This is a genomic window from Methylobacterium sp. 22177 (genome assembly GCF_052045615.1).
Taxonomy (GTDB): Bacteria; Pseudomonadota; Alphaproteobacteria; order Rhizobiales; family Beijerinckiaceae; genus Methylobacterium; species Methylobacterium radiotolerans.
Genome location: NZ_JBQEPK010000001.1, coordinates 104,146 through 123,270 on the forward strand (window position 1 = coordinate 104,146; position 19,125 = coordinate 123,270).

Consider the following 19,125-nt stretch of genomic DNA (forward strand, 5'->3'; position numbering starts at 1 on the left):
GCCGGGCGCGCGATGCGTGCATATACACCTATGCCATGAGCGCCCCGTCGCCCGAGCCGTGCACCTGCTCCGCCCTGCGTCGCGCCACGCGGGCGCTGACGGCGAGCTACGACGCCGCCCTGAAGCCGACCGGCCTCCGGGTGACGCAATTCGCGATCCTGCGTCATCTGGACCGGCTCGGGCCAGTCCCGGTCTCGCGCCTCGCTGCCGAGGCGGCGCTGGAGCGGACCACGATGGGCCGCAACCTCGACCCGCTCAAGCGCCGCGGCCTCGTCGCGATCACCCCCGGCGCGGCGGATCCGCGCGAGCGCCGCGTGTCCCTGACCGCGTCGGGCCGGGAGGCTCTCGCGGCCGCGACGCCCTACTGGCGCGAGGCGCAGAGCCGCATCAATGCCCGGGTCGATCCCGCGACCGTCTCCGCGGTGGCGGAGGCCCTGATCTCCGCCGCCTGACCGATCCGCACCGCTTCCGGAGCCCGTCCATGACCGCCCTGACAGAGACGCGCCCCGGCTCGCGCCTGCACTATGCCTGGATCGTCGTCGCGGTGACCTTCCTGGTCCTGCTCGTCGGGGCCGGGGTCCGCGCCACGCCGAGCGTGCTGATCGTCCCCTGGGAGCGGGAGTTCGGCTGGACGGCGGCCACGATCGGCGTCGGCATCGCGCTCAATATCTTCCTCTACGGGATGATCGGCCCGTTCGCGGTGGCGATCATCGAGCGGTTCGGCCTGCGGCGCTCGGTCTGCGGCGCGCTGCTGATCCTGGCGATCGGCACCGCCGCCACGAGCCTGATGACCGCGCCGTGGCAGATGGTCCTGCTCTGGGGCCTGGTCGTCGGATCCGGATCCGGCATGGTGGCCAACGTGCTCGGCGCCACCGTGGCAGGTCGCTGGTTCGCCAAGCGCCGGGGCCTCGTGCTCGGCCTGCTGACCGCGAGCAGCGCCACGGGGCAGCTCGTCTTCCTGCCGATGCTGGCCTCGATCGCGGTGGGGCAGGGGTGGCGGTCCGTCTCCCTTGTGGTCGCCGGCGCGACCCTGGCGTTGATCCCGCTGGCCGCTCTGTTCCTGCGCGACCGACCGGCAGATCTCGGGCTACCCCGCTACGGCGAGGACGCGGTGACGCCGACGCCGGTTCTGACCGAGAACCCGGCCGTGCGGGCGCTTCGCGGTCTGCGCATCGGCCTGCGCTCCCGGGATTTCTGGCTGCTCGCCGGGACGTTCTTCATCTGCGGCGCCTCGACCAACGGGCTGATCGGCACCCACCTGATCCCGGCCTGCATCGATCACGGCATCGCCGAGGTCACGGCCGCCGGCCTTCTGGCGCTGATGGGGATCTGCGACCTGATCGGCACCACGGCGTCGGGCTGGCTCACCGACCGGTTCGACTCGCGCAAGCTCCTCGCCTGGTACTACGGGCTGCGCGGCCTCTCGCTGATCTTCCTGCCCTACTCGTTCGACTACAGCTTCTACGGATTGTCGCTGTTCGCGGTCTTCTACGGGCTCGACTGGATCGCCACGGTTCCGCCCACCGTCCAGCTCGCGGGCAAATCCTTCGGGGAGGAGAACGCCGCGCTGATGTTCGGCTGGATCGCGGCCGCGCACCAGATCGGCGCGGCGTCCGCGGCGTGGCTCGCCGGCATGGTCCGGACCGAGAGCGGCACCTATCTCGGTGCCTTCGTGTCGGCCGGCCTGCTCTGCCTGGTCGCCGCCCTGATGGCCGCCTTCGTCGGTCGGAGACCGAGCGAGCCGGTCCTGCGCCCGCTGCCGGCCTGAACTGTGCGGCGCGGGCAGGGTTGTCACAACTGCGCCGCGAAGGACGAGCCCTGGTCGGCGCGTTCCAGCGCATTCCGAGAGCCCGCCGTGACCATCGCGATTCGGCCCGTCCCGCCGGTCCAGGACGTCCGCGCCCCGCGACCCTGGTCGGGGCCGGGCTTCGCCGAGTTCGTCGCCATCATCGCCCTGATGATGGCGGTGACGGCGATCTCCATCGACAACCTGCTGCCCGCGTTCCCGGCCATCGAGGCGCGCTTCGCCGTGCCCGATCCCAACCGGCTGCAGCTCCTCGTCTACGTCTACATGATCGGCTTCGGCTTCGCGCAGATCGTCTACGGACCGGTCTCCGACGCCCTCGGGCGCCGGCCGGTGCTGCTGGCGAGCCTCGCCATCTACGTGGTCGGCTGCGGCCTCGCCATGGTGGCGCCGAGCTTCGGCTGGCTGCTCGCCGCGCGGATCATCCAGGGCATCGGCGCCGCCGGCGGGCGGGTGCTGTCGGTGGCGATCGTGCGCGACCGGTTCGCCGGCCGCGAGATGGCGAGCGTGATGTCGCTCACCATGATGGTTTTCCTGATCGTCCCGATGATCGCGCCGGCGATCGGCGGCATGATGCTGGCGCTGGGCTCGTGGGTCTACGTCTTCGTCTCGATGCTGGTCCTCGCCTTCTGGCTGACGCTCTGGTTCTCCCTGCGGATGCCCGAGACCCTGCACCCGGAGTACCGCCGGCCGCTCTCGCCGGCCGCGACCTGGGAGGCGATCCGGCTGACGCTGAAGACCCGCGTCGCCGTCGGCTACGCCACCGCGCTCGGGCTGATGACCGGCTGCATCATGGGCTACGTCGGCTCGGCCCAGCAGGTCTTCGATACCGGCCTGTACCACCTCGGGCCGCTCTTCCCGCTGGCCTTCGGGCTCGTGGCCGGCGCCATGGGCGCGGCGACGCTGATCAACGCCCGCGTGGTCCGGCGGCTCGGGATGCGGGCGATGTCGCACAGCGGCGTCATCGCGTTCACGCTGGTCGGCTTGGTGCAGGTCGGCGTCGGCCTCGCCTATCGCGGCCACCCGCCGCTGGCGCTGTTCCTCTCGATCCTCGCGGTGAACCAGTTCCTGATCAGCTTCGCGATGCCGAATTTCAACGCCCTCGCGCTGGAGCCCCTCGGCGCCATCGCCGGCACGGCCTCGTCGTTCCTGGGTTTCTACACGACGATCCTGGGCGCGCTCTGCGGCTTCCTGATCGGCCAGTCCTTCGACGGCACGGTGCTTCCCGTGGCGATCGGCTACGCCAGTCTGGGCGCCCTGGCGCTCCTCGTGGTCGCGTGGACCGAGCGCGGCCGACTCTTCCGCGGCGGCGTCGGCGGTTGAACGGGCGCCCTTAACGCGGTCTTCAGCGGAAAGTTGCAAAGCTCCGGTCCTGATCCCCGCCGACCGGACATGCCGATGCTCGCCCGCGCCCAGGACGGAACCCTCCTCGTCGCGCGCCTGCTGCTGGCCGCCGCGCTCCTGCCGACCGGGATCGCCCGGGCGCTCAACGTGTCGGGATTCGCGCTGACGCTCGCGGGGGCCGGGATGCCGTTTCCCAATGGCGTCGCCACCGCCGCCGTGCTGGTCCAGGTATTCGGACCGCTCGCCCTGATCCTCGGGGTCCTGCCCGGGCTCACCGGCTTGGCGCTCGCGCTGTTCGCCGCCGTGACGGCCTTCGTGCTCCACCCGTTCTGGTACTATGTGGGACCCGCCGCGGTCGCCGAGCGCGCGCTGATGCTGGCCGATCTCGGCCTCGCGGGCGGGTTCCTCATGTACGCCCTGAGCGGTCCGGGCGCCCTCAGCTGGCAGGGCTGGCGCGCCGGAACCCGCGCGGCGGCGCCGAGCGCGAAGCCCGCCGCCGCGAAGGCGTCCGGCAAGGGCAGCGCGCCGCGGAACGGCGGCAAGCGCGCTGCCGGCAGGCCGCCGGCCCGCGCCGCGGCCTGATCAGCCGTGCCGCGGCCTCATCTCGGTCGTCGGGGCGGGCGGCGCGGCAGCCATCTTCCGCCCGGAGATCTCCGCGCCGGCATCCGGCGACAGGTTGCGGAAGGCCAGTGCCGAGGCCGCCGAGATCACGGCGACGGCGAAGAAGGCGGGCCCGAAATCCGAGGCCTGGATCTCCGTTCGACCGTGGAGCCCGGCGGTCCCCTCGAGCGCCAGCGCGCCCAGCGTGACGCCGAGGCTCAGCGACAGCTGCTGGCAGACGCTGGCGAAGCTCGTGGCCGCGCTCATCTCCTTCGATTCGAGATCGGCGTACGCGATGGCGTTGACGCAGGTGAACTGGATGGAGCGCGAGCAGCCGCCGACGAACAGCAGGATCACCATGATCCAGTGGGACGTCTGCGCGGTGTAGAACCCGTTGACCGCCAGGAAGGCCGAGGCGAGCAGCGCGTTCCAGACCATCAGCGCGCGGAAGCCGGTGCGGCGCAGGATTCGCGGACCCAGGGTCTTCACGAACATCGCGCCGGCCGCCGCCGCGAAGGTGATCAGGCCGGACTGCAGCGCGTCGAGCCCGAAGCCGACCTGCAGCATCAGCGGCAGCAGGAACGGGATGGCACCGGTGCCGATCCGGAACAGGCTGCCGCCGAGCACCGCGACCCGGAAGGTCGGCCGCTGCATCAGGTCGAGCCGGACGATCGGGTAGGCCACCCGCCGGGCATGCGCCCAGTAGAGGGGCAGGAGCACCGCGCCCGCGGCGAGGCAGCCCCACGAGACGGCCGCCGGCAGCAGGTGGCGGCCGAGGGAGGCGAGGCCGAGCATCAGGGCGGCGAGGCCGGTCCCGAGCAGCACGAAGCCGAGGAGATCGAGGGGCGGCCGCTCCGGCTCGCGCACATCCTCGAAGTACAGGCTCGCCAGGACGATTCCGGCGCAGCCGATCGGCAGGTTGATGAAGAAGATCCAGCGCCAGTCGAACCACGTGGTGATCAGGCCGCCCACCGGCGGACCCAGCACCGGGCCGACGAGGGCCGGGAAGGTCAGGTAGGCCAGCGCCGTGACGAGCTGCGATTTCGGCACGCTGCGCAGCACCACGAGCCGTCCGACCGGCACCATCATGGCGCCGCCCATGCCCTGGAGGAACCGCGCGGCGACGAACCACGCGAGCCCGTTCGCGGCCGCGCAGGCGAGCGAGCCCGCCATGAACACCACGAGGGCCGCGCGGAACACGGTCCGCGACCCGTACCGGTCCGCCATCCAGCCGCTCACGGGGATGAAGATCGCGAGGCTGACCAGGTAGGAGGTCAGCGCGAGCTTGAGGGCGATCGGGTCCTCGTGAAGGCTCGCCGCGATGCTCGGGAGCGCCGTGGCGATCACCGTGGAATCGGTGTTCTCCATGAACAGCGCGGTGGCGACCGTCAGGGGGACGATCCAGAGCGGTCTTTGGGCGGTGGCAGGCATCACACAGCAGACGCATGGCGCGCCGCCGCGGTTGCACGGCAGCGCGGCCACCTCGCACCCTCGTGTTTCGCGAATGTATCCATCGTGCAACAGAGGTTGAGCAGCGGCGCGGAGCCACCTTTTTCGCGGGTGCTCCAATGGCTAAGTTTCCATCACGCGTCCGTGAGGCCGCTTCAGCCGGCCCGGGGCCGGCGCGCGAGGAACTCGATGCAGTCCAGCCCCAGCAAGATCCGCTCCCTGCCGCGGATCGCCGCCGGCGTCGCCCTCCTGTCGATGGTGGCCGCCTGCGGCACCGTCCTGCTCAACGATCGCGGCTCGCTCACGCGCTACGACCGGCTGAAGTCCAGCGATCAGGTCGCCTCGGCCTCGCGGATCTACGTCGACCGGCCGGCCCTGGCGAAGGCCCGCACGGTGCGCATCATCCCGACGGCGTTCCACGCGGACGTGTCCGGTGCCGCCCCGCTGACCGCGGCCGAGCGGCGCCTCATCGCGAACGCCGCCGACCGGGCGCTCTGCTACGACCTGTCGCTGAAGTACGACATCGTCACGAGCCGTGATGCCGACCTGACCGTGCGGGCGCAGGTCACCCGCGTCGAGCCGACCGATCTCCTCGGGGCCGGCGCGACCATCGCGGGCTCCGCGGGCGTGACCGTGGCGTCGCAGCTCGGCCTGAGCTTCGCCGAGGGCGTCGGGCGCGTGCCGATCCCGCGCGTGCCGATCGGGCTCGGCAGCCTGACCGTCGAGGCCGAGGCGCTGGACCGGCGTCGCGAGCAGCGGGCCGCCATGGTGTGGGGCGGCGCGGCGAACTCCTTCACCAGCCAGCCGCGCTTCTCCCGCGCCAGCGACGCCTACGACCTCGCCGGCGAGTTCGGCCAGGATTTCGGCTACATGCTGGCGACCGGCGACGACCCGTTCACGGCCCCCAACACGATCCCGACCTGGGACCGGATCCGCATCACGACCCTCGGCGAGGCGCCCCTCGACCCCGACTGCGAGGCGTTCGGCCGCGCTCCGGGCATCGACGGCATGCTCGGCGACTATATCGGCCTGCCGCCCGAGTACACCGACAAGGGCCCGGCCGCGCCGGCGATGCGCTAGGCCGCTCGCCGCCGTGCCCGCTCCCCTCGGTAGACGGCGGGGGGCCTCGGTCCTGACGGCTGAGATCCCGTCAGGACGCCGCCGCGCGCCTCGACCGGGCGTGGATAAGCCCCGAGCCATGCGCGTTTTCGCGCTGCGACGCATCAACCGCGCATTGGCGCCCTCGCGGAGCCCGTGATACTGGCACTTGCCAACCCGATCCCGTAGCGCGACCCCCAACGCGCCGCCGTCCGAGGAAAGTTGGCACATGGCCCGAGTAGAAACCGCATCGATCATCGAGGGCCTCACCTTCGACGACGTGCTCCTGCGGCCCGCCGCCTCCTCGGTGATGCCGACCGAGGTCAGCGTCGCCTCGCGGCTGACCCGCACGATCCCCCTGAACCTGCCGATCCTCGCCTCGGCGATGGACACCGTCACCGAGGCGCCGATGGCCATCGCCATGGCGGCCAACGGCGGCATGGGCGTCATCCACCGCAACCTCGAGCCGCCGGAGCAGGCCGAGCAGGTCCGCCTCGTCAAGAAGTACGAGTCCGGCATGGTGATGAACCCCATCACCATCCACCCCGACGAAACCCTCGCCGACGCCTTCGAGGTGATGAAGCTCAATCGCATCTCGGGGATCCCGGTGGTCGAGCGCGGCCCCAACGGCTCGCGGGGCAAGCTCGTCGGCATCCTGACCAACCGCGACGTCCGCTTCGCGACGAACTCCAACCAGCCGGTCGCCGAGCTGATGACCCGCGACCGCCTGATCACGGTCCGCGAGGGCGTGACGCAGGACGAGGCCAAGCGGCTGCTCCACCAGTTCCGGATCGAGAAGCTGCTGGTCGTCGACGACCATTACCGCTGCATCGGCCTGATCACCGTCAAGGACATCGAGAAACGCGTCGCCTACCCGAACGCCGTCAAGGACGAGCAGGGCCGCCTGCGCGTCGCCGCCGCCACGACGACGGGCGACAGCGGCTTCGAGCGGGCCGAGCGCCTGATCGACGCCGGCTGCGACGTCATCGTGGTCGACACCGCCCACGGCCACTCGATCAAGGTGCTCGACGCCGTCGCCCGGGTGAAGCAGCTCTCGAACGCCGTGCAGGTCGTGGCCGGCAACGTCGCGACGCGGGACGGCGCCAAGGCGCTGATCGATGCCGGCGCCGACGCCATCAAGGTCGGCATCGGCCCGGGCTCGATCTGCACGACCCGCATCGTTGCGGGCGTCGGCGTGCCGCAGCTCACCGCGCTGATGGAGGCCGTCGAGGCGGCCGGCGAGGCCGACATCCCGGTCATCGCCGACGGCGGCATCAAGTATTCCGGCGATCTCGCCAAGGCGATCGCGGCCGGCGCCTCGGTGGCGATGCTCGGCTCGCTGCTCGCCGGGACCGACGAGGCGCCCGGCGAGGTGTTCCTCTACCAGGGCCGTTCGTACAAGTCGTACCGCGGCATGGGCTCGGTGGGCGCCATGGCCCGCGGCTCGGCCGACCGCTACTTCCAGGCCGAGGTGAACGACACCCACAAGCTCGTGCCGGAGGGAATCGAGGGGCAGGTCCCCTACAAGGGCCCGGTGGGCAACGTCCTTCACCAGCTCGCCGGCGGCCTGCGCGCCGCCATGGGCTACGTCGGCGGCGCCACGATCCCCGAGTTCCAGGAGCGGGCGCAGTTCATCCGCATCACCAATGCCGGCCTGCGCGAGAGCCACGTCCACGACGTGACGATCACCCGCGAGAGCCCGAACTACCCGTCGCGGACCTGAGGGACCGATGCGCACGCTGATCGTCGGGGCCGGCGCGACCGGCGGCTATTACGGGGCGCGCCTCGCCGAGGCGGGCGCCGACGTGACCTTCCTGGTGCGGCCGGCGCGGGCGGCGAAGCTGGCGGCGGACGGCCTGAACGTCCGCTCGCCGCTCGGCGACCTGCACCTGCCCGATCCGCCCACCGTCACGGCCGATAAGCTGGCCGGGGCCGGGCGGTTCGACCTGATCCTGCTGTCGTGCAAGGCCTACGACCTCGACAGCGCCGTCGCGGACCTGGCGCCGGCCGTCGGGCCCGACACCGCGATCCTGCCCGTGCTCAACGGCATGTCGCATCTCGACGTCCTCGACGCCCGGTTCGGCGCCGAGCGGGTGCTCGGCGGCTCCTGCGCGATCGCCGCGACGCTCGCGCCGGACGGCGCGATCCGCCACATGAGCGAGCTGTGCAGCATCACCTACGGCGAGCGCGACGGGTCGCGCTCGTCGCGCATCGAGGCGGTCGACGCGCTGATGCGCGGCCTCAAGTTCCAGCCGCGCCTGAGCGACGTGATCCTGCAGGAGATGTGGGAGAAGTGGGTGTTCCTGGCGACGCTCGCCGGGGCGACCACGCTCATGCGCGCCGCGGTCGGCGACATCGTGGCGGCGCCCGGGGGCACCGCGCTGATCACCGCGCTGCACGCGGAGTGCACGAGCGTCGCGGCGGCGAGCGGTTTCGAGCCGCGGGCCGTCGTGGCGGAGCGGGCGCGGGCGCAACTGACGGCGGCGGGTTCGACCTTCACGGCCTCGATGCTGCGCGACATCGAGAACAGGGGCCGGATCGAGGCGGACCACGTGATCGGCGACCTGATCGCCCGCGGCGAGCGGCTGGCACCGGAAGTGCCGTTCCCGCTCCTGACCGCGGTCTACACGGGCCTCAAGGCGTACGAGGCCCGCCGGGCGCGGGAAGCGGCCTGAACCGCACCCCCGCGCGGACGTCTCAGTAGCGGCCGGGCGGCGGGGGCGGGTTGCCGTATTCCAGCTGCGTCTTGGCATCGACGCGCGGACGCGGCACCGGCGTCAGCTCCGGCTGGGCGGCGGGCGCACTCGCGCAGGCGGCGAGCGTGGCGGTGACCAGGGCCGCGAGGGCGACGCGAACGGTGGACGTCATGGGCTGGGTACTCCCGGGATGCGCCCGGCGACGGACCGGTCTGGTCCGGCGCGGGCGGATGCCATACGACACGCGGCGGCCCGCACGGCGAGCCGCCCGCAGCACGGTCTGCGCCGCGAAGGTGCAGGAAGCTCGGCCGTAACGTGGCGGCATCGTGGGCCAAGCGTGGCCGTTTCACGTCGTCGTCGACGCATTCCGAAGGATCTGACCCCTGACTCCCGCCGCTCGCTGCTCTGCCGCCATCGAAGTCCTGACCGATATCGCCGAGCGCCGTCGACCGGCCGCCGACGCCCTCAAGGATTGGGGCCTCGCCCACCGCTTCGCCGGCTCGGGCGACCGCGCGGGCATCGCCAGCCTCGTCTACGACGCCCTGCGGCGGCGGGCCTCGGCGGCCTGGATCATGGGCGCGGACACGCCGCGCGCCATCCTGATCGGGACGCTGCGCCTCCAGCAGGGACTCGCCGCCGCTTCGGTCGCGGACCTGTTCACCGGCGAGCGCTTCGCGCCGGCCCCCCTCAGTGGCGACGAGCGCGCGCGCCTCGACGGCGGGTCGCTGCAGGACGCGCCTCCGGAAGTGGCGGGGGACGCCCCGGCCTTCGTGCTCACGGACCTCACGGCCACGCTCGGCGAAGACCTCGTCCCGGAGCTGAAGGCGCTGGCGCGGCGGGCGCCCCTCGATATCCGGGTGAACGCCCTGCGCGGCGACCGCGACGCGATCCTGCCGGCGCTCGCGGCCTTCGACGCGGCGCCGACACCGCACGCGCCGGCGGGCCTCCGCGTCCCGATCGGCGCCGACGGCCGCGGTCCGGCGCTCCACGTCGAGGCGGAGTTCCTTGAGGGCTGGTACGAGATCCAGGACGAGGGTTCGCAGCTCGCCGCGCTCCTCGCCGCGCCCCGCGCCGGGGAGACCATCGTCGACCTCTGCGCGGGCGGCGGCGGCAAGACCCTGGCGCTCGCGGCTGAGACCGGGAACGGCGCCCGCCTCATCGCCACCGACGGCGATCCGCGCCGGCTCGCGCCGATCCACGAGCGCCTGCGCCGGTCCGGTGCGCAGGCCGAGGTGCGGACCCCGCGCAGCGGCAAGGCGCGGACCGATGTCCTCGCGGATCTCGACGGCAAGGTCGACCGGGTCGTGGTCGACGCGCCCTGCACCGGGTCCGGCACGTGGCGCCGGAATCCCGATGCCAAGTGGCGGCTGCGGCCCGGGAGCCTCGCGCTGCGGACCACCGAGCAGGCCCAGGTCCTCGATCGGGCGGCGCGGCTGGTCAGGCCCGGCGGGCGGATCGTCTATATCACCTGCTCGCTGCTCTCGGCCGAGAACGACGCGGCCGTCTCCGGCCTCCTGTCGGGCTGGCGCGGCCGCTTCGACGTCGTCCCCGCCGATGAGGTGCTGACGGCAGGACCGGATTCGCTCCGGGCAGCGGTGCGGAAGACGGCCCACGGGATCCAGATGAGCCCGCTGCGGACCGGGACCGACGGCTTCTACGTCGCGGTCATCGCGCGGAAGGGCTGAGGCGCGCCGCCGCGACGGAACCCGTGCCGCTCCGACGGGCGTTGCACCCGCGCTCCTGCGGGAGCCGGGTTCGCCGCGCGGCGGTCCCGCTCGCGGCCGCATCCGGGAGATGCCCTTGCGCCTCGACCGCCGTTTCCTGCTCGCCGGTCTCGGAAGCGCCCTCGGGCTGCGCGGTACCGGGGCGCGAGGGGCCGCGGAGACGGCACCGCCGCCCCTCCCGCACGAGTCGGTCCGGGCGCTGCCACGCTCGCTCCCCGGCGCGGATCTGCAGGTGATCGAGCTGTGGCCCGGCGCGCCGCCGGGCGGCGGTGACGGACCGCACGCGGACGGCTACCGCTACGTCGAGGGGACGTTCGGCGACATCACGCGCGTGTCGCGACCCTGTCTGCTGGTCATGCGGCCGGCCAATCCCAACGGCGCCGCGATGATCGTCGCGGCCGGCGGCGGGTACGAGTTCATCGCCATCGGCAACGAGGGCGTCCCGGTCGGCCGCGTCCTGAACGCCGCCGGCGTCACCGTCTTCCTCCTCGTCTACCGCCTGCCGGCGGAGGGGTGGGGCTCGGGACCGGACGCACCGCGTCAGGACGCACAGCGCGCCCTCCGGCTGGTCCGGGCACGTGGCGCGGAGTTCGGCATCGATCCCGCGCGGGTCGGCGTCCTCGGCTTCTCGGCGGGCGGCCACCTGATGGGCGAGACCGCGGTCGGGAGCGCCCGGGACCTGTACGCGGGCGTCGACGCGACCGACGCCCAGCCGATCCGGCCCGCGCTGGCTGGTCTGATCTACCCGGTCATCACCATGCGCAAGCCGTTCGACCGGACCGCGACCCGCCGCATCCTGGTCGGCGACGACGTCACCCCCGACGAGATGAAGACCTACTCGGTGGACCTGCAGGTCGGGCCGGAGACGCCGCCGACCTTCCTGGTCCAGGCGATCGACGATCCCGTCGCCGTGGCCGACCATCCGCTGCTGATGTTCTCGGCGCTGCGGAAGGCGCGCGTCCCGGCCGAGCTGCACCTGTTCGAGCGCGGCGGCCACGGCTTCGGCCTCGGCGCGCCCGGCACACCCGCGGCGGCGTGGCCCGGCCTGTTCCTGGCCTGGATCCGCCTGCACGGCTTCCTGCGCGCCTGACCGCTCACTCCCCCCGCGTCTGCAGGCGGTGCAGCTTGGCGACCTTCGGCCGACTGGTCCGGAACTGGCCGCGCTCCACCGCGACGAAGACCACGATGGCGATGGCGAGGGTGGTCAGCCACCACACCGCGGTCAGCCCCACGCTCAGGCAGGCCACCGTGAAGGCGGCCGCGAAGCAGCCCATCGCGCCGGGCACCAGGGCCGGGCCGTCCCGGCCGGCCCGCCGGATCGAGGCGTAGAGGGCGAAGGCGGCGGCGAGCGCGCCGACGATGCCGAGCTCGTACCAGAACTCGAAGAGCGCCGTGGTCGGCGCGTTGGCCGGCAGCAGGCCGACCAGCCGTCCGCGCAGGGCCGTCTCGAAGCCGTGCCCGGTGATCAGCCGCACCGGATCGGAGGTCACGACCTTCTGCCAGCTCTTCAGCGACAGCACCGCGGGGGCGACCGGCCCGAGCAGCGCGGCCCCCACCGGCCGCGCCAGGAAGGGCAGCAGCGGCGCCGCGGCCAGCAGGGCGGCCGAGAGGGTGGCGGTGAGCATCACGCCGAGCCCCTGGCGGTAGCTCGTCAGCGCGAAGGCGACGGCGCCGACCGACAGGGCGGCGATCTGAGTCCCGTCCGGCTGGACCGTGAGGGCGAGGGCGACCAGCAGCGCGAGGCCCAGCGCCTCCCGGTCCCGGCGGCGGGATCGCAGCCACGCGAGGGCCGGCCAGAGCAGCAGGATGAGCAGGACAAGGCCGCGATCGAGCGCGCCGTCATCCTCGACGCCGGACGGCGCGAGGTGGGCGCCGAACAGCCCGAGCATGATCGCCACGATCGCCCCCGCCACGACGCCGAGCGGCAGGAGGTAGAGATTCGCCGAGCGCATCCGGTCGGGGAGGGCGAGGTAGCCCAGGAGGGCGAGGCCGATCGTTGCGCCGAGATTGGCGAGCCGCTCCAGCGCGGGCCCGAGGAAGGGCGTCCAAGTGAGCGACAGGGCCGACCACAGCACGACCAGCATGCCGGCCAGGAAGGCCGGAGCGGTCAGGAGACGGTAGGTCGCCGGGCGGACCGGGCGCTGCCGCCGGTCGATGACGCTGGCGATGATCAGGAGGATCACGGCGATCGGCGCGAGGATCACCGAGGCGCGGCGCGCGACCTGCGCCAGGACCGGGAGAACCACGAACAGGCCGAAGAAGCCGATACGCCGCAGCAGCGCGGCGGCGTCGAGCGCCGGATCGATGGTGGTGGAGTTCGACGCGCGCGGCATCTTGCGCCTTCTCCCGGACCGGGACGGCCGGATCCCTGCTCGATACGCAAGGCTCGCGCAAGCCGCTGTAGACGTTGCGCCACAGTCTTGCCCGCGCGAACCGCGCTCACGCCGCGGTCGCGGATTCCCGCGGGCGCCGACGGACCGCTCGTCGGCCGAAATCCGAGGCGACGCGCCAGCTACCCCACGCCACGAAAAACCCGATCAGACCCGCGGCGAGGCCGTCGGCGCTCGTGGGTACGGCCGGGCGGAACTCGCGGTAGGCGGCCTCGGCCACCGGCAGGTCGGGATCGCGCAGCATCGCCACCACCCGGCCGAGGGGGCTCGTCGCCGCGGCCAGGGCCTGCTGCTGGGCGCTCAGGCGGGCGAGACGGGCGATGTCGGCCTGGGCGGCCTCACCGCGGCGGGCGACGAGCTGGTCCGGGCTGGCGCGCAGCCGGTCGACGGCGCCCTCGCGCGTCGTGCCGGTGGCCTGCGCGTCGAGTTCGAGGACCGCCACCTGCCGACGGAGTTCGTCGGCGGCGCCGCCGAGGCGCTGCGCGTACTGCTGCGCGAATTCGGGGGCCTGCGCGGCGACCACGCCTCCGAGCAGGCCGAGGGCGAGGCCGAAGGTGCGGAACACGCGAAACATGTCTGGCCTCCGGCGGGAAATCGACCCCCGACAAAGAGCACGCACGGGGCCCCGGTTCCAGCCGCGGGCGCGACGACGCTCGCCTCCGTGGTCAGCCCGGCAGCGTCAGGAGACCGGCCTTGCCGTCGGTGCAGCCGAACAGCAGCCGGCCGCCGCGCGCGTCCCAGCCGAGCGCCGTCACGCCGCTTCCCTGGACGGCGGGGCGCACCAGCAGCTCGGCCGCGTCGGTGAAGCGGACGAGCAGGATGCAGCCGTCCTCGTAGCCCATGGCCAGCACCGGCGCCTTCGGGTGGAAAGCCACGCGGGAGACGCGGGCGGGGCGGACGCCGCATTCGCGCGGCGCCTTGCCGGTCGGCCCCTCCTTGGAGTCGAACGGCCACACGATCGCCGCCTCGGCCCCGCTCGTGGCGAGCCAGTTGCCGTCGAACGACCACGACATGGAGCGGACCTTGCCGGGATAGCCCGACATCCGCATGTGGCCGCGGTCCGGCTGCAGGCGCCAGCCGTGCAGGCTGTTCTCCTGCATGGTCGACACCACGAAGCGCCCGTCCGGCGACCACGTCACGTCGATATGCGAGCCCTTCCAGGTGACCACCTCGGCGGGCGTCTCCAGATTGGGGTACCAGAGGCTCACGCCGTTGTAGTGGGCGACACCCAGCCGGTACCCCTTGGGCGCGAAGACGAGGCCGCGCGCGGAGGACGGCGCCTCGAAGGTCTTCTCGCGGCCCTTGGCGTCCCGGGCCACGACGGAGCGGCCGGCCGACCACGCCACGCCACCGTCGGGATGGACCGCCAGCGCGTCGATCCAGGCACCGCCCTTGGCGAGGCCGAGCTGCTCCATCCCCCCGTCGGCGCGGATCGCCACCACGCGCCCGTCGTCGCCCCCCGTGACCAGCCGGTCGACACCGCCGGCCGTGACGAGGATCCCGCTGTCGGGATGCGCGGCGACGCGCGCGATCCCGTCCGCCCGCACCAGCGCGACCGTGCCGTCGCTGAGCGCCAGGGCCGGCACGTCCTTGAGGAAGTGCGCGGCGAGCACGTGCTCGCCGGGCTCCAGCGCGGCGACGTGACTGGTGAGGGACGGGTTGCTGACGGGGCTGCTCATGTCGGGGGGACCTTCGCGGCCGGCGGCGCGGTGCGCAAGACCAGGAACGCGGTAATCAACGCCAGCCCGCCCGAGATCGCCGCCGGGGCGATCAGCGCGTACAGGCCGACCTGCTGGTAGGCGTGCGCGCCCAGATAGGCGCCGAACAGCAGCGAGATCCAGACGGAGGCGTCGCCGAGCCAGCCGAGAGGATCCCCGGTGCGTGTCAGGGCCTGCGCGATCTTCTGGCCGAGGCTGAAGAGCGCGCCGGTCACGAAGGTCGTGCCGGCCCTGAACCCCTTCACCTGCGCCAGCACCGCGTTCTGGGATCCCATCGCCACGGCGACGAAGAAGGCCGCGAGGCCGAGCTCGGGCGACTGGAGGCCGAGTCCCAGACCGGCGAGGATCAGCAGGGACTCGTAGGCGAGGACCGCCGGCGTCGTCCACCGCGGCGGCACGAGGATCGCCAGCCCGCTCCCCAGGACCGATCCCGTGAGGAACGCGAGGATCAGGATCGCGGGGAGGATCATGCGGTGCAGCTCGACCTGGGCGCCGAGAACGGCGAGCTGCGTGGTGTTGCCGCTCATGAACGACGTGTAGAGGCCGCCCAGTCTCACGAAGCCGAGGGCGTCGACGTAGCCCGCCATACCGGTGAGGAGCAGGCCGACGCCCAGCTGCCAGCGGCGGTTCACCGTTCGGCCTCGCCGTCGCGGGCCGGTAACGCTCCGTTAACCATTCGAACGCCTTCGTTCACGGACGCCGGGCCGCGGTTAACGCGCCGCTCACCAAACCCGAGCAATTCGATGCAAACACGGTGAACGCCGCGTCGGAAGGGGCCGTTGCCCCAGCGATCCGGCTCGGGGACATCGTGCCCCCGCCGGGTGAGTGGGAGTTGCGTCATGGTTCCGTTCGCCGCCGCTTTCGTCTGCCCGACCCTGCCCGTCCCGGACCGGGGCGTCGCCACGATCCTGGTCGTCGAGGATGAGCCGACCGTGTGCGAGCTGGCCGCCGAGGCGCTCCTCGACGAGGGGTACCGGGTGCTCACCGCCGCCGATGCCTGGGAGGCCGAGGCGATCCTGTCCCGGGAGAGCGTCGACCTGCTCTTCACCGATATCGATCTGGCCCGCAACACGGACGGCCTGTCGCTCGCCCGGTGCGCCCGCCGGCTCTCGCCCGATCTCCCGGTGGTCTACACCTCCGGGGGCCGGGCTTCCCTGGCAACCTGCGAGGCGGTTCCGGGCTCGGTCTTCGTGCCGAAGCCCTACCGTCCGAGCCAGCTCGTGGCGCTGACGCAGGATGTCCTGCGCACCGCGCCCCTCCGATCCTTCTGAACCGGACCTCCGAGGATACCCGCCATGTGGCGCTCTCTTCCCGCAATCGGCCTCGCGCTCGCCGCCGCGGTCGCCGCATCGCCGGCCCGGGCGGCCTGCGACGTGAAGGGCGCGCAGATCGAGGAGGCGATCGCCAAGAAGAGCGAGCTCCGTGAGGACGCTAACGCGCAGCTGGTCCGCGACCTCCGGACCCTGCGCGACGCCGCCATCGTCCTCGAGAGCTACAAGTTTCCGGGCGAGTGCGAGGTCCTGCTCGGGATCGTGCGCTCCCTCCTGGCCAATCCGAGCAAGACCATCGAGCAGAGCGGCGACACCGACGAGGAGAAGGCCGAGGACCTGATCGAGGCGCGCGAGCCCAAGGACGCGGCGGGCGCCCCGAAGGCGAAGTAGCGAGCCGCGGCCGTCCGGGGCGCGGCGCCCGTCAGCGCTCCTCGCCGGCGCTGGCGCCGATCTTGGCGCGCGCCAGCGCGCGGCTGAGCTTGGCGGCGATCTGCTCGCGCAGCATGTCGGCCATCTCGATATCCACGAGGCGCCAGCTCAGGCCGCGCAGCCGCAGCCGGATCCGCGTGCGTTCCGGGCGGGGCCCCTCCGGCGGGATCGGGATCACGACCGCGCGGAAGCCGCGCATCTCCAGAGCCGCGTAGTAGGGTATGAGCCGCCCGAGGCCGCGGATGACCAAGCCCTCAGGCCGGGTGCCGTCCGGCCGCTCGACGTCGAGCTTGTCGGGCCAGCCGTTGGCCAGCAGATCCATCACCGTCTCCGGCGTCACCATCGTCTCGGCGAGCGCCAGGGCGAGCCCGTAGGCGGCGTCGTTCAGGCGCTGGCGGTCGCGCGGCTCCAGGTCGGGATCGCTCTCAGAGGCCGCGCGCATCGCGGCGGTGATCTGCCGGACCAGCGACAGCCGCAGCGTCCTGAAGTTCACGTGACTCTCGACATAGGTGGCGTCGTGCCGACGCACCGCCTGAGCGAGGTCGTAGAGCGACCAGAGCGGGCTCATCGTGAAGGCGAGCCACGCCAGGGCGAGGACGACCGGGACCGCGAGCCAGCGCACGGCCTCAGCGCCCCGTCCGCGCGGTCATGACCGCGCCGCCCAGCGATCGAGGCCGGAGAAGGCCGCGACGACCCGCTCGTAGACCGGCCGCTTGAAGGGGACGATCAGGTCCGGAAGTTCGGAGAGTTGCGCCCAGCGCCAAGCGTCGAATTCCGCCTTGTGAGCGCCGCCGCCGGGCCGGAGCACGTCGATCAGGTCCTCGCTGCCGACGAAGCCGTAGGCGAACCATTTCTGCGTCTGGCCACGGTAGCGGCCCTTCCAGGCCTGCTTCATCACCGCCGGGGGCAGGTCGTAGGGCAGCCAGTCCGGGATCTCGGCGAGGAGCTTCACCGCCTCCGGCGGGACGTTGGTCTCCTCGTAGAGCTCGCGCCGTGCGGCGGCTTCCGCATCCTCACCGGGATCGATGCCGCCCTGCGGCATCTGCCACATGTGCGGACCGTCGACGTGCTCGGGACCCGCCTCCTTGCTGCGACGCCCGACGAAGACGCCGCCCGAAGGCGCGATCAGGGCGATGCCCACGCAGGGGCGATAGGGCAGGGCAGTGCCCGGGTCCGAATCCGTTACCATCGCGGCGACCATAGGTCAGGGGTGGGCGAGGCGGCAACGTCGACCAAGTCTTCACCGATCCGGACGGTGCCGGATCTACTTGCGCTGACTTTCGACACGGTCGCGTTCAATCAGCCGTGGAGACTCGCTTGTCGCGGGCGCCGCGCAGCGCCACGCTCGCCGGCACGAGGCGCAGCCCGCGGGACTCGATCTCCTTCGCCCAGCGCGCGATCCGATCGACGCTCAGCGGTGTCCCGGTCGCCGAGACCAGGGCGAAGCCGTTGGCGCGGGCCCGAGCCTCGGCCTGGGCGAGTGCGGCGTCGATCGCGTCGGCGCGCGGCGTGGCGTCGAGGACGATCTCGGCGCGGGCGACCGGCGTCTTCCCCTTGTTGGCGGGCGCGACCGCGGGCTTCGGAGCCGTGCCGTCGTCGAGGAACCCCAGACCGCGGGCGCCGATCTCGCGCAGGACTGGCTCGAACGCCGCATCGGCCATGAGCTTCGAGCCCATGTAGTTCACCACGCCGACATAGCCCGGGAAGCGCGCCATCGCCCAGGCCTGCCGATCGGCATTCTCCAGCCCCTTCAACGCGGTGAGCAGCGTCTGCGGGCCCGGGTCGCTGTCGGGATAGTCGAAGGGCTCCATCGGGAGTTGCAGGAATACTTCGTGGCCCGCGTCCCTGGCGCGCGCGGCGGCGCGCTCGACCTCGCCACCGTAGGGCAGGAAGGCGAGACTCACGGCGGCGGGCAGGCGCGCGGTGGCGCCGGCGGTGGCGGCCTGGCCGACACCGAGACCGGTCACCACGATCGCGATGCGCGGCCCCGAGCCGGCCTCTTCCGATCGGGCGTACACGTCGAGGGCGCGGATGCGGCCCTCGCCCAGCTTCGGCATGAGACCGTGGCGGCCGGATTCGCTGATCCGCGGATCCGGGGCCTTGGCGAGACGGGGGGCGCTCGGCGGCGGCACACGGATCACCACCGCCTCGCTCGGCCCGCTGCCGGCCGGGCGCACGACCGTGACGCCGGAGGCGGTCTCGACCTCCTCGGCACTGCGCTGGAGCGGCGCGGTTCCGGGTTCCGTCGTGATCACCTGGGGCTGCTGTGCGGCTGGCGCCTGCGCGGCCGGGCGGGCCGCGGGTTCGCGCATCGTGATCGCCACCTGGACGCGGGGCTCACCGCCGTGCGGGTCCCCCAGCGCGAGCACCAGGCCGGCCGCCACCACGAAGCTGGCCGCGAGCGCGGCGGCCGCGACCCGGGGCCGGCGGCCAGCCGCGACGAGGCGTCCGATCCGGCCTTCGGGCTGCGCCGGCGCCGCCTCCGGCACCCCGAGGGGGCGCGTGAGGATATCGTCGGTGGACTCGGTCAAGCGGCTCTCGATACGGGATCGCGGTTCCTGCGCCGGTCGGCGCGGTCCCAACCCTCGGATCCATTGCGGCC

At 72.8% G+C, this 19,125-nt stretch carries 20 protein-coding genes; 11 read left to right on the top strand and 9 right to left on the bottom strand.

Going from position 1 to position 19,125, the window contains the following annotated elements; all coding sequences use genetic code 11:
* The first annotated feature begins 35 nt into the window (after positions 1-35).
* From ACTJK8_RS00535 to ACTJK8_RS00550, 4 genes are all read left to right on the top strand, one after another.
* Entirely contained in the window at positions 36-452 is a 417-nt protein-coding gene (locus ACTJK8_RS00535; protein WP_012317105.1) for a MarR family winged helix-turn-helix transcriptional regulator, read from the top strand.
* Between the two features lie 29 nt (positions 453-481).
* Positions 482-1,768: an MFS transporter gene (locus ACTJK8_RS00540; protein ID WP_440761358.1), complete on the top strand. Its 1,287-nt coding sequence runs from the start codon at positions 482-484 to the stop codon at positions 1,766-1,768.
* A gap of 192 nt (positions 1,769-1,960) precedes the next feature.
* A complete protein-coding gene (locus ACTJK8_RS00545; RefSeq protein WP_041372450.1) occupies positions 1,961-3,127 on the top strand; it encodes a multidrug effflux MFS transporter in 1,167 nt (388 codons plus the stop codon).
* Between the two features lie 75 nt (positions 3,128-3,202).
* The gene (locus ACTJK8_RS00550; protein ID WP_012317108.1) at positions 3,203-3,730 is read left to right on the top strand and encodes a DoxX family protein; all 528 of its coding nucleotides are present in this window, start codon (positions 3,203-3,205) and stop codon (positions 3,728-3,730) included.
* Here the strand turns inward: ACTJK8_RS00550 and ACTJK8_RS00555 are convergent, their stop codons facing one another.
* A complete protein-coding gene (locus tag ACTJK8_RS00555) occupies positions 3,731-5,179 on the bottom strand; it encodes an MFS transporter (RefSeq protein ID WP_024827884.1) in 1,449 nt (482 codons plus the stop codon).
* Between the two features lie 207 nt (positions 5,180-5,386).
* Between ACTJK8_RS00555 and ACTJK8_RS00560 the strand changes: the two genes are divergently transcribed.
* From ACTJK8_RS00560 to panE, 3 genes are all read left to right on the top strand, one after another.
* Complete coding sequence (locus ACTJK8_RS00560; RefSeq protein WP_012317110.1) at positions 5,387-6,277, top strand: DUF3313 domain-containing protein; 891 nt, start codon at positions 5,387-5,389, stop codon at positions 6,275-6,277.
* A 247-nt stretch (positions 6,278-6,524) separates the two neighbouring features.
* A complete protein-coding gene (gene guaB / locus ACTJK8_RS00565; protein WP_012317111.1) occupies positions 6,525-8,018 on the top strand; it encodes an IMP dehydrogenase in 1,494 nt (497 codons plus the stop codon).
* Between the two features lie 7 nt (positions 8,019-8,025).
* Positions 8,026-8,970, top strand: coding sequence for a 2-dehydropantoate 2-reductase (gene panE / locus ACTJK8_RS00570; RefSeq protein WP_024827883.1), 945 nt, complete (start codon positions 8,026-8,028; stop codon positions 8,968-8,970).
* Positions 8,971-8,992: 22 nt separating this feature from the next.
* Here the strand turns inward: panE and ACTJK8_RS00575 are convergent, their stop codons facing one another.
* Entirely contained in the window at positions 8,993-9,163 is a 171-nt protein-coding gene (locus ACTJK8_RS00575; protein ID WP_012317113.1) for a hypothetical protein, read from the bottom strand.
* A 211-nt stretch (positions 9,164-9,374) separates the two neighbouring features.
* On the opposite strand from ACTJK8_RS00575, the gene ACTJK8_RS00580 reads away from it, so the two are divergent.
* Together ACTJK8_RS00580 and ACTJK8_RS00585 are read left to right on the top strand one after the other, a co-directional pair.
* Positions 9,375-10,676, top strand: a complete 1,302-nt coding sequence (locus ACTJK8_RS00580) for an RsmB/NOP family class I SAM-dependent RNA methyltransferase (protein WP_053620433.1) — start codon at positions 9,375-9,377, stop codon at positions 10,674-10,676.
* 115 nt (positions 10,677-10,791) lie between these two features.
* On the top strand, positions 10,792-11,805 hold the full coding sequence (locus tag ACTJK8_RS00585) for an alpha/beta hydrolase (RefSeq protein WP_012317115.1): 1,014 nt from the start codon (positions 10,792-10,794) through the stop codon (positions 11,803-11,805).
* A 4-nt stretch (positions 11,806-11,809) separates the two neighbouring features.
* Here the strand turns inward: ACTJK8_RS00585 and ACTJK8_RS00590 are convergent, their stop codons facing one another.
* The 4 genes from ACTJK8_RS00590 to ACTJK8_RS00605 all read right to left on the bottom strand — a co-directional run bounded on the left by ACTJK8_RS00590 (position 11,810) and on the right by ACTJK8_RS00605 (position 15,455).
* Positions 11,810-13,048, bottom strand: a complete 1,239-nt coding sequence (locus ACTJK8_RS00590) for a hypothetical protein (protein ID WP_058607565.1) — start codon at positions 13,046-13,048, stop codon at positions 11,810-11,812.
* Between the two features lie 106 nt (positions 13,049-13,154).
* A complete protein-coding gene (locus tag ACTJK8_RS00595) occupies positions 13,155-13,679 on the bottom strand; it encodes a DUF2937 family protein (protein WP_440761359.1) in 525 nt (174 codons plus the stop codon).
* Between the two features lie 91 nt (positions 13,680-13,770).
* A complete protein-coding gene (locus tag ACTJK8_RS00600) occupies positions 13,771-14,784 on the bottom strand; it encodes a WD40 repeat domain-containing protein (RefSeq protein ID WP_012317118.1) in 1,014 nt (337 codons plus the stop codon).
* Positions 14,781-15,455, bottom strand: a complete 675-nt coding sequence (locus tag ACTJK8_RS00605) for a YoaK family protein (protein ID WP_012317119.1) — start codon at positions 15,453-15,455, stop codon at positions 14,781-14,783. Before ACTJK8_RS00605 ends, ACTJK8_RS00600 begins: the two co-directional genes overlap by 4 nt.
* Before the next feature lie 207 nt (positions 15,456-15,662).
* Here ACTJK8_RS00605 and ACTJK8_RS00610 point away from each other — a divergent pair, with 207 nt between their 5' ends.
* Together ACTJK8_RS00610 and ACTJK8_RS00615 are read left to right on the top strand one after the other, a co-directional pair.
* Positions 15,663-16,094 carry a response regulator gene (locus ACTJK8_RS00610; protein WP_012317120.1) on the top strand — a complete coding sequence of 144 codons (432 nt, stop codon included), beginning with the start codon at positions 15,663-15,665 and terminating at the stop codon, positions 16,092-16,094.
* 24 nt (positions 16,095-16,118) lie between these two features.
* Positions 16,119-16,484, top strand: coding sequence for a hypothetical protein (locus tag ACTJK8_RS00615; RefSeq protein WP_012317121.1), 366 nt, complete (start codon positions 16,119-16,121; stop codon positions 16,482-16,484).
* Positions 16,485-16,515: 31 nt separating this feature from the next.
* On the opposite strand, the gene ACTJK8_RS00620 is transcribed toward ACTJK8_RS00615, so the two are convergent.
* The 3 genes from ACTJK8_RS00620 to ACTJK8_RS00630 form a co-directional block, all read right to left on the bottom strand.
* A complete protein-coding gene (locus tag ACTJK8_RS00620; protein ID WP_440761360.1) occupies positions 16,516-17,145 on the bottom strand; it encodes a DUF2939 domain-containing protein in 630 nt (209 codons plus the stop codon).
* Positions 17,146-17,169: 24 nt separating this feature from the next.
* The gene (locus tag ACTJK8_RS00625) at positions 17,170-17,724 is read right to left on the bottom strand and encodes an RNA pyrophosphohydrolase (protein WP_012317123.1); all 555 of its coding nucleotides are present in this window, start codon (positions 17,722-17,724) and stop codon (positions 17,170-17,172) included.
* Positions 17,725-17,818: 94 nt separating this feature from the next.
* Positions 17,819-19,054, bottom strand: a complete 1,236-nt coding sequence (locus ACTJK8_RS00630) for a divergent polysaccharide deacetylase family protein (protein WP_440761361.1) — start codon at positions 19,052-19,054, stop codon at positions 17,819-17,821.
* Positions 19,055-19,125 lie beyond the last annotated feature (71 nt).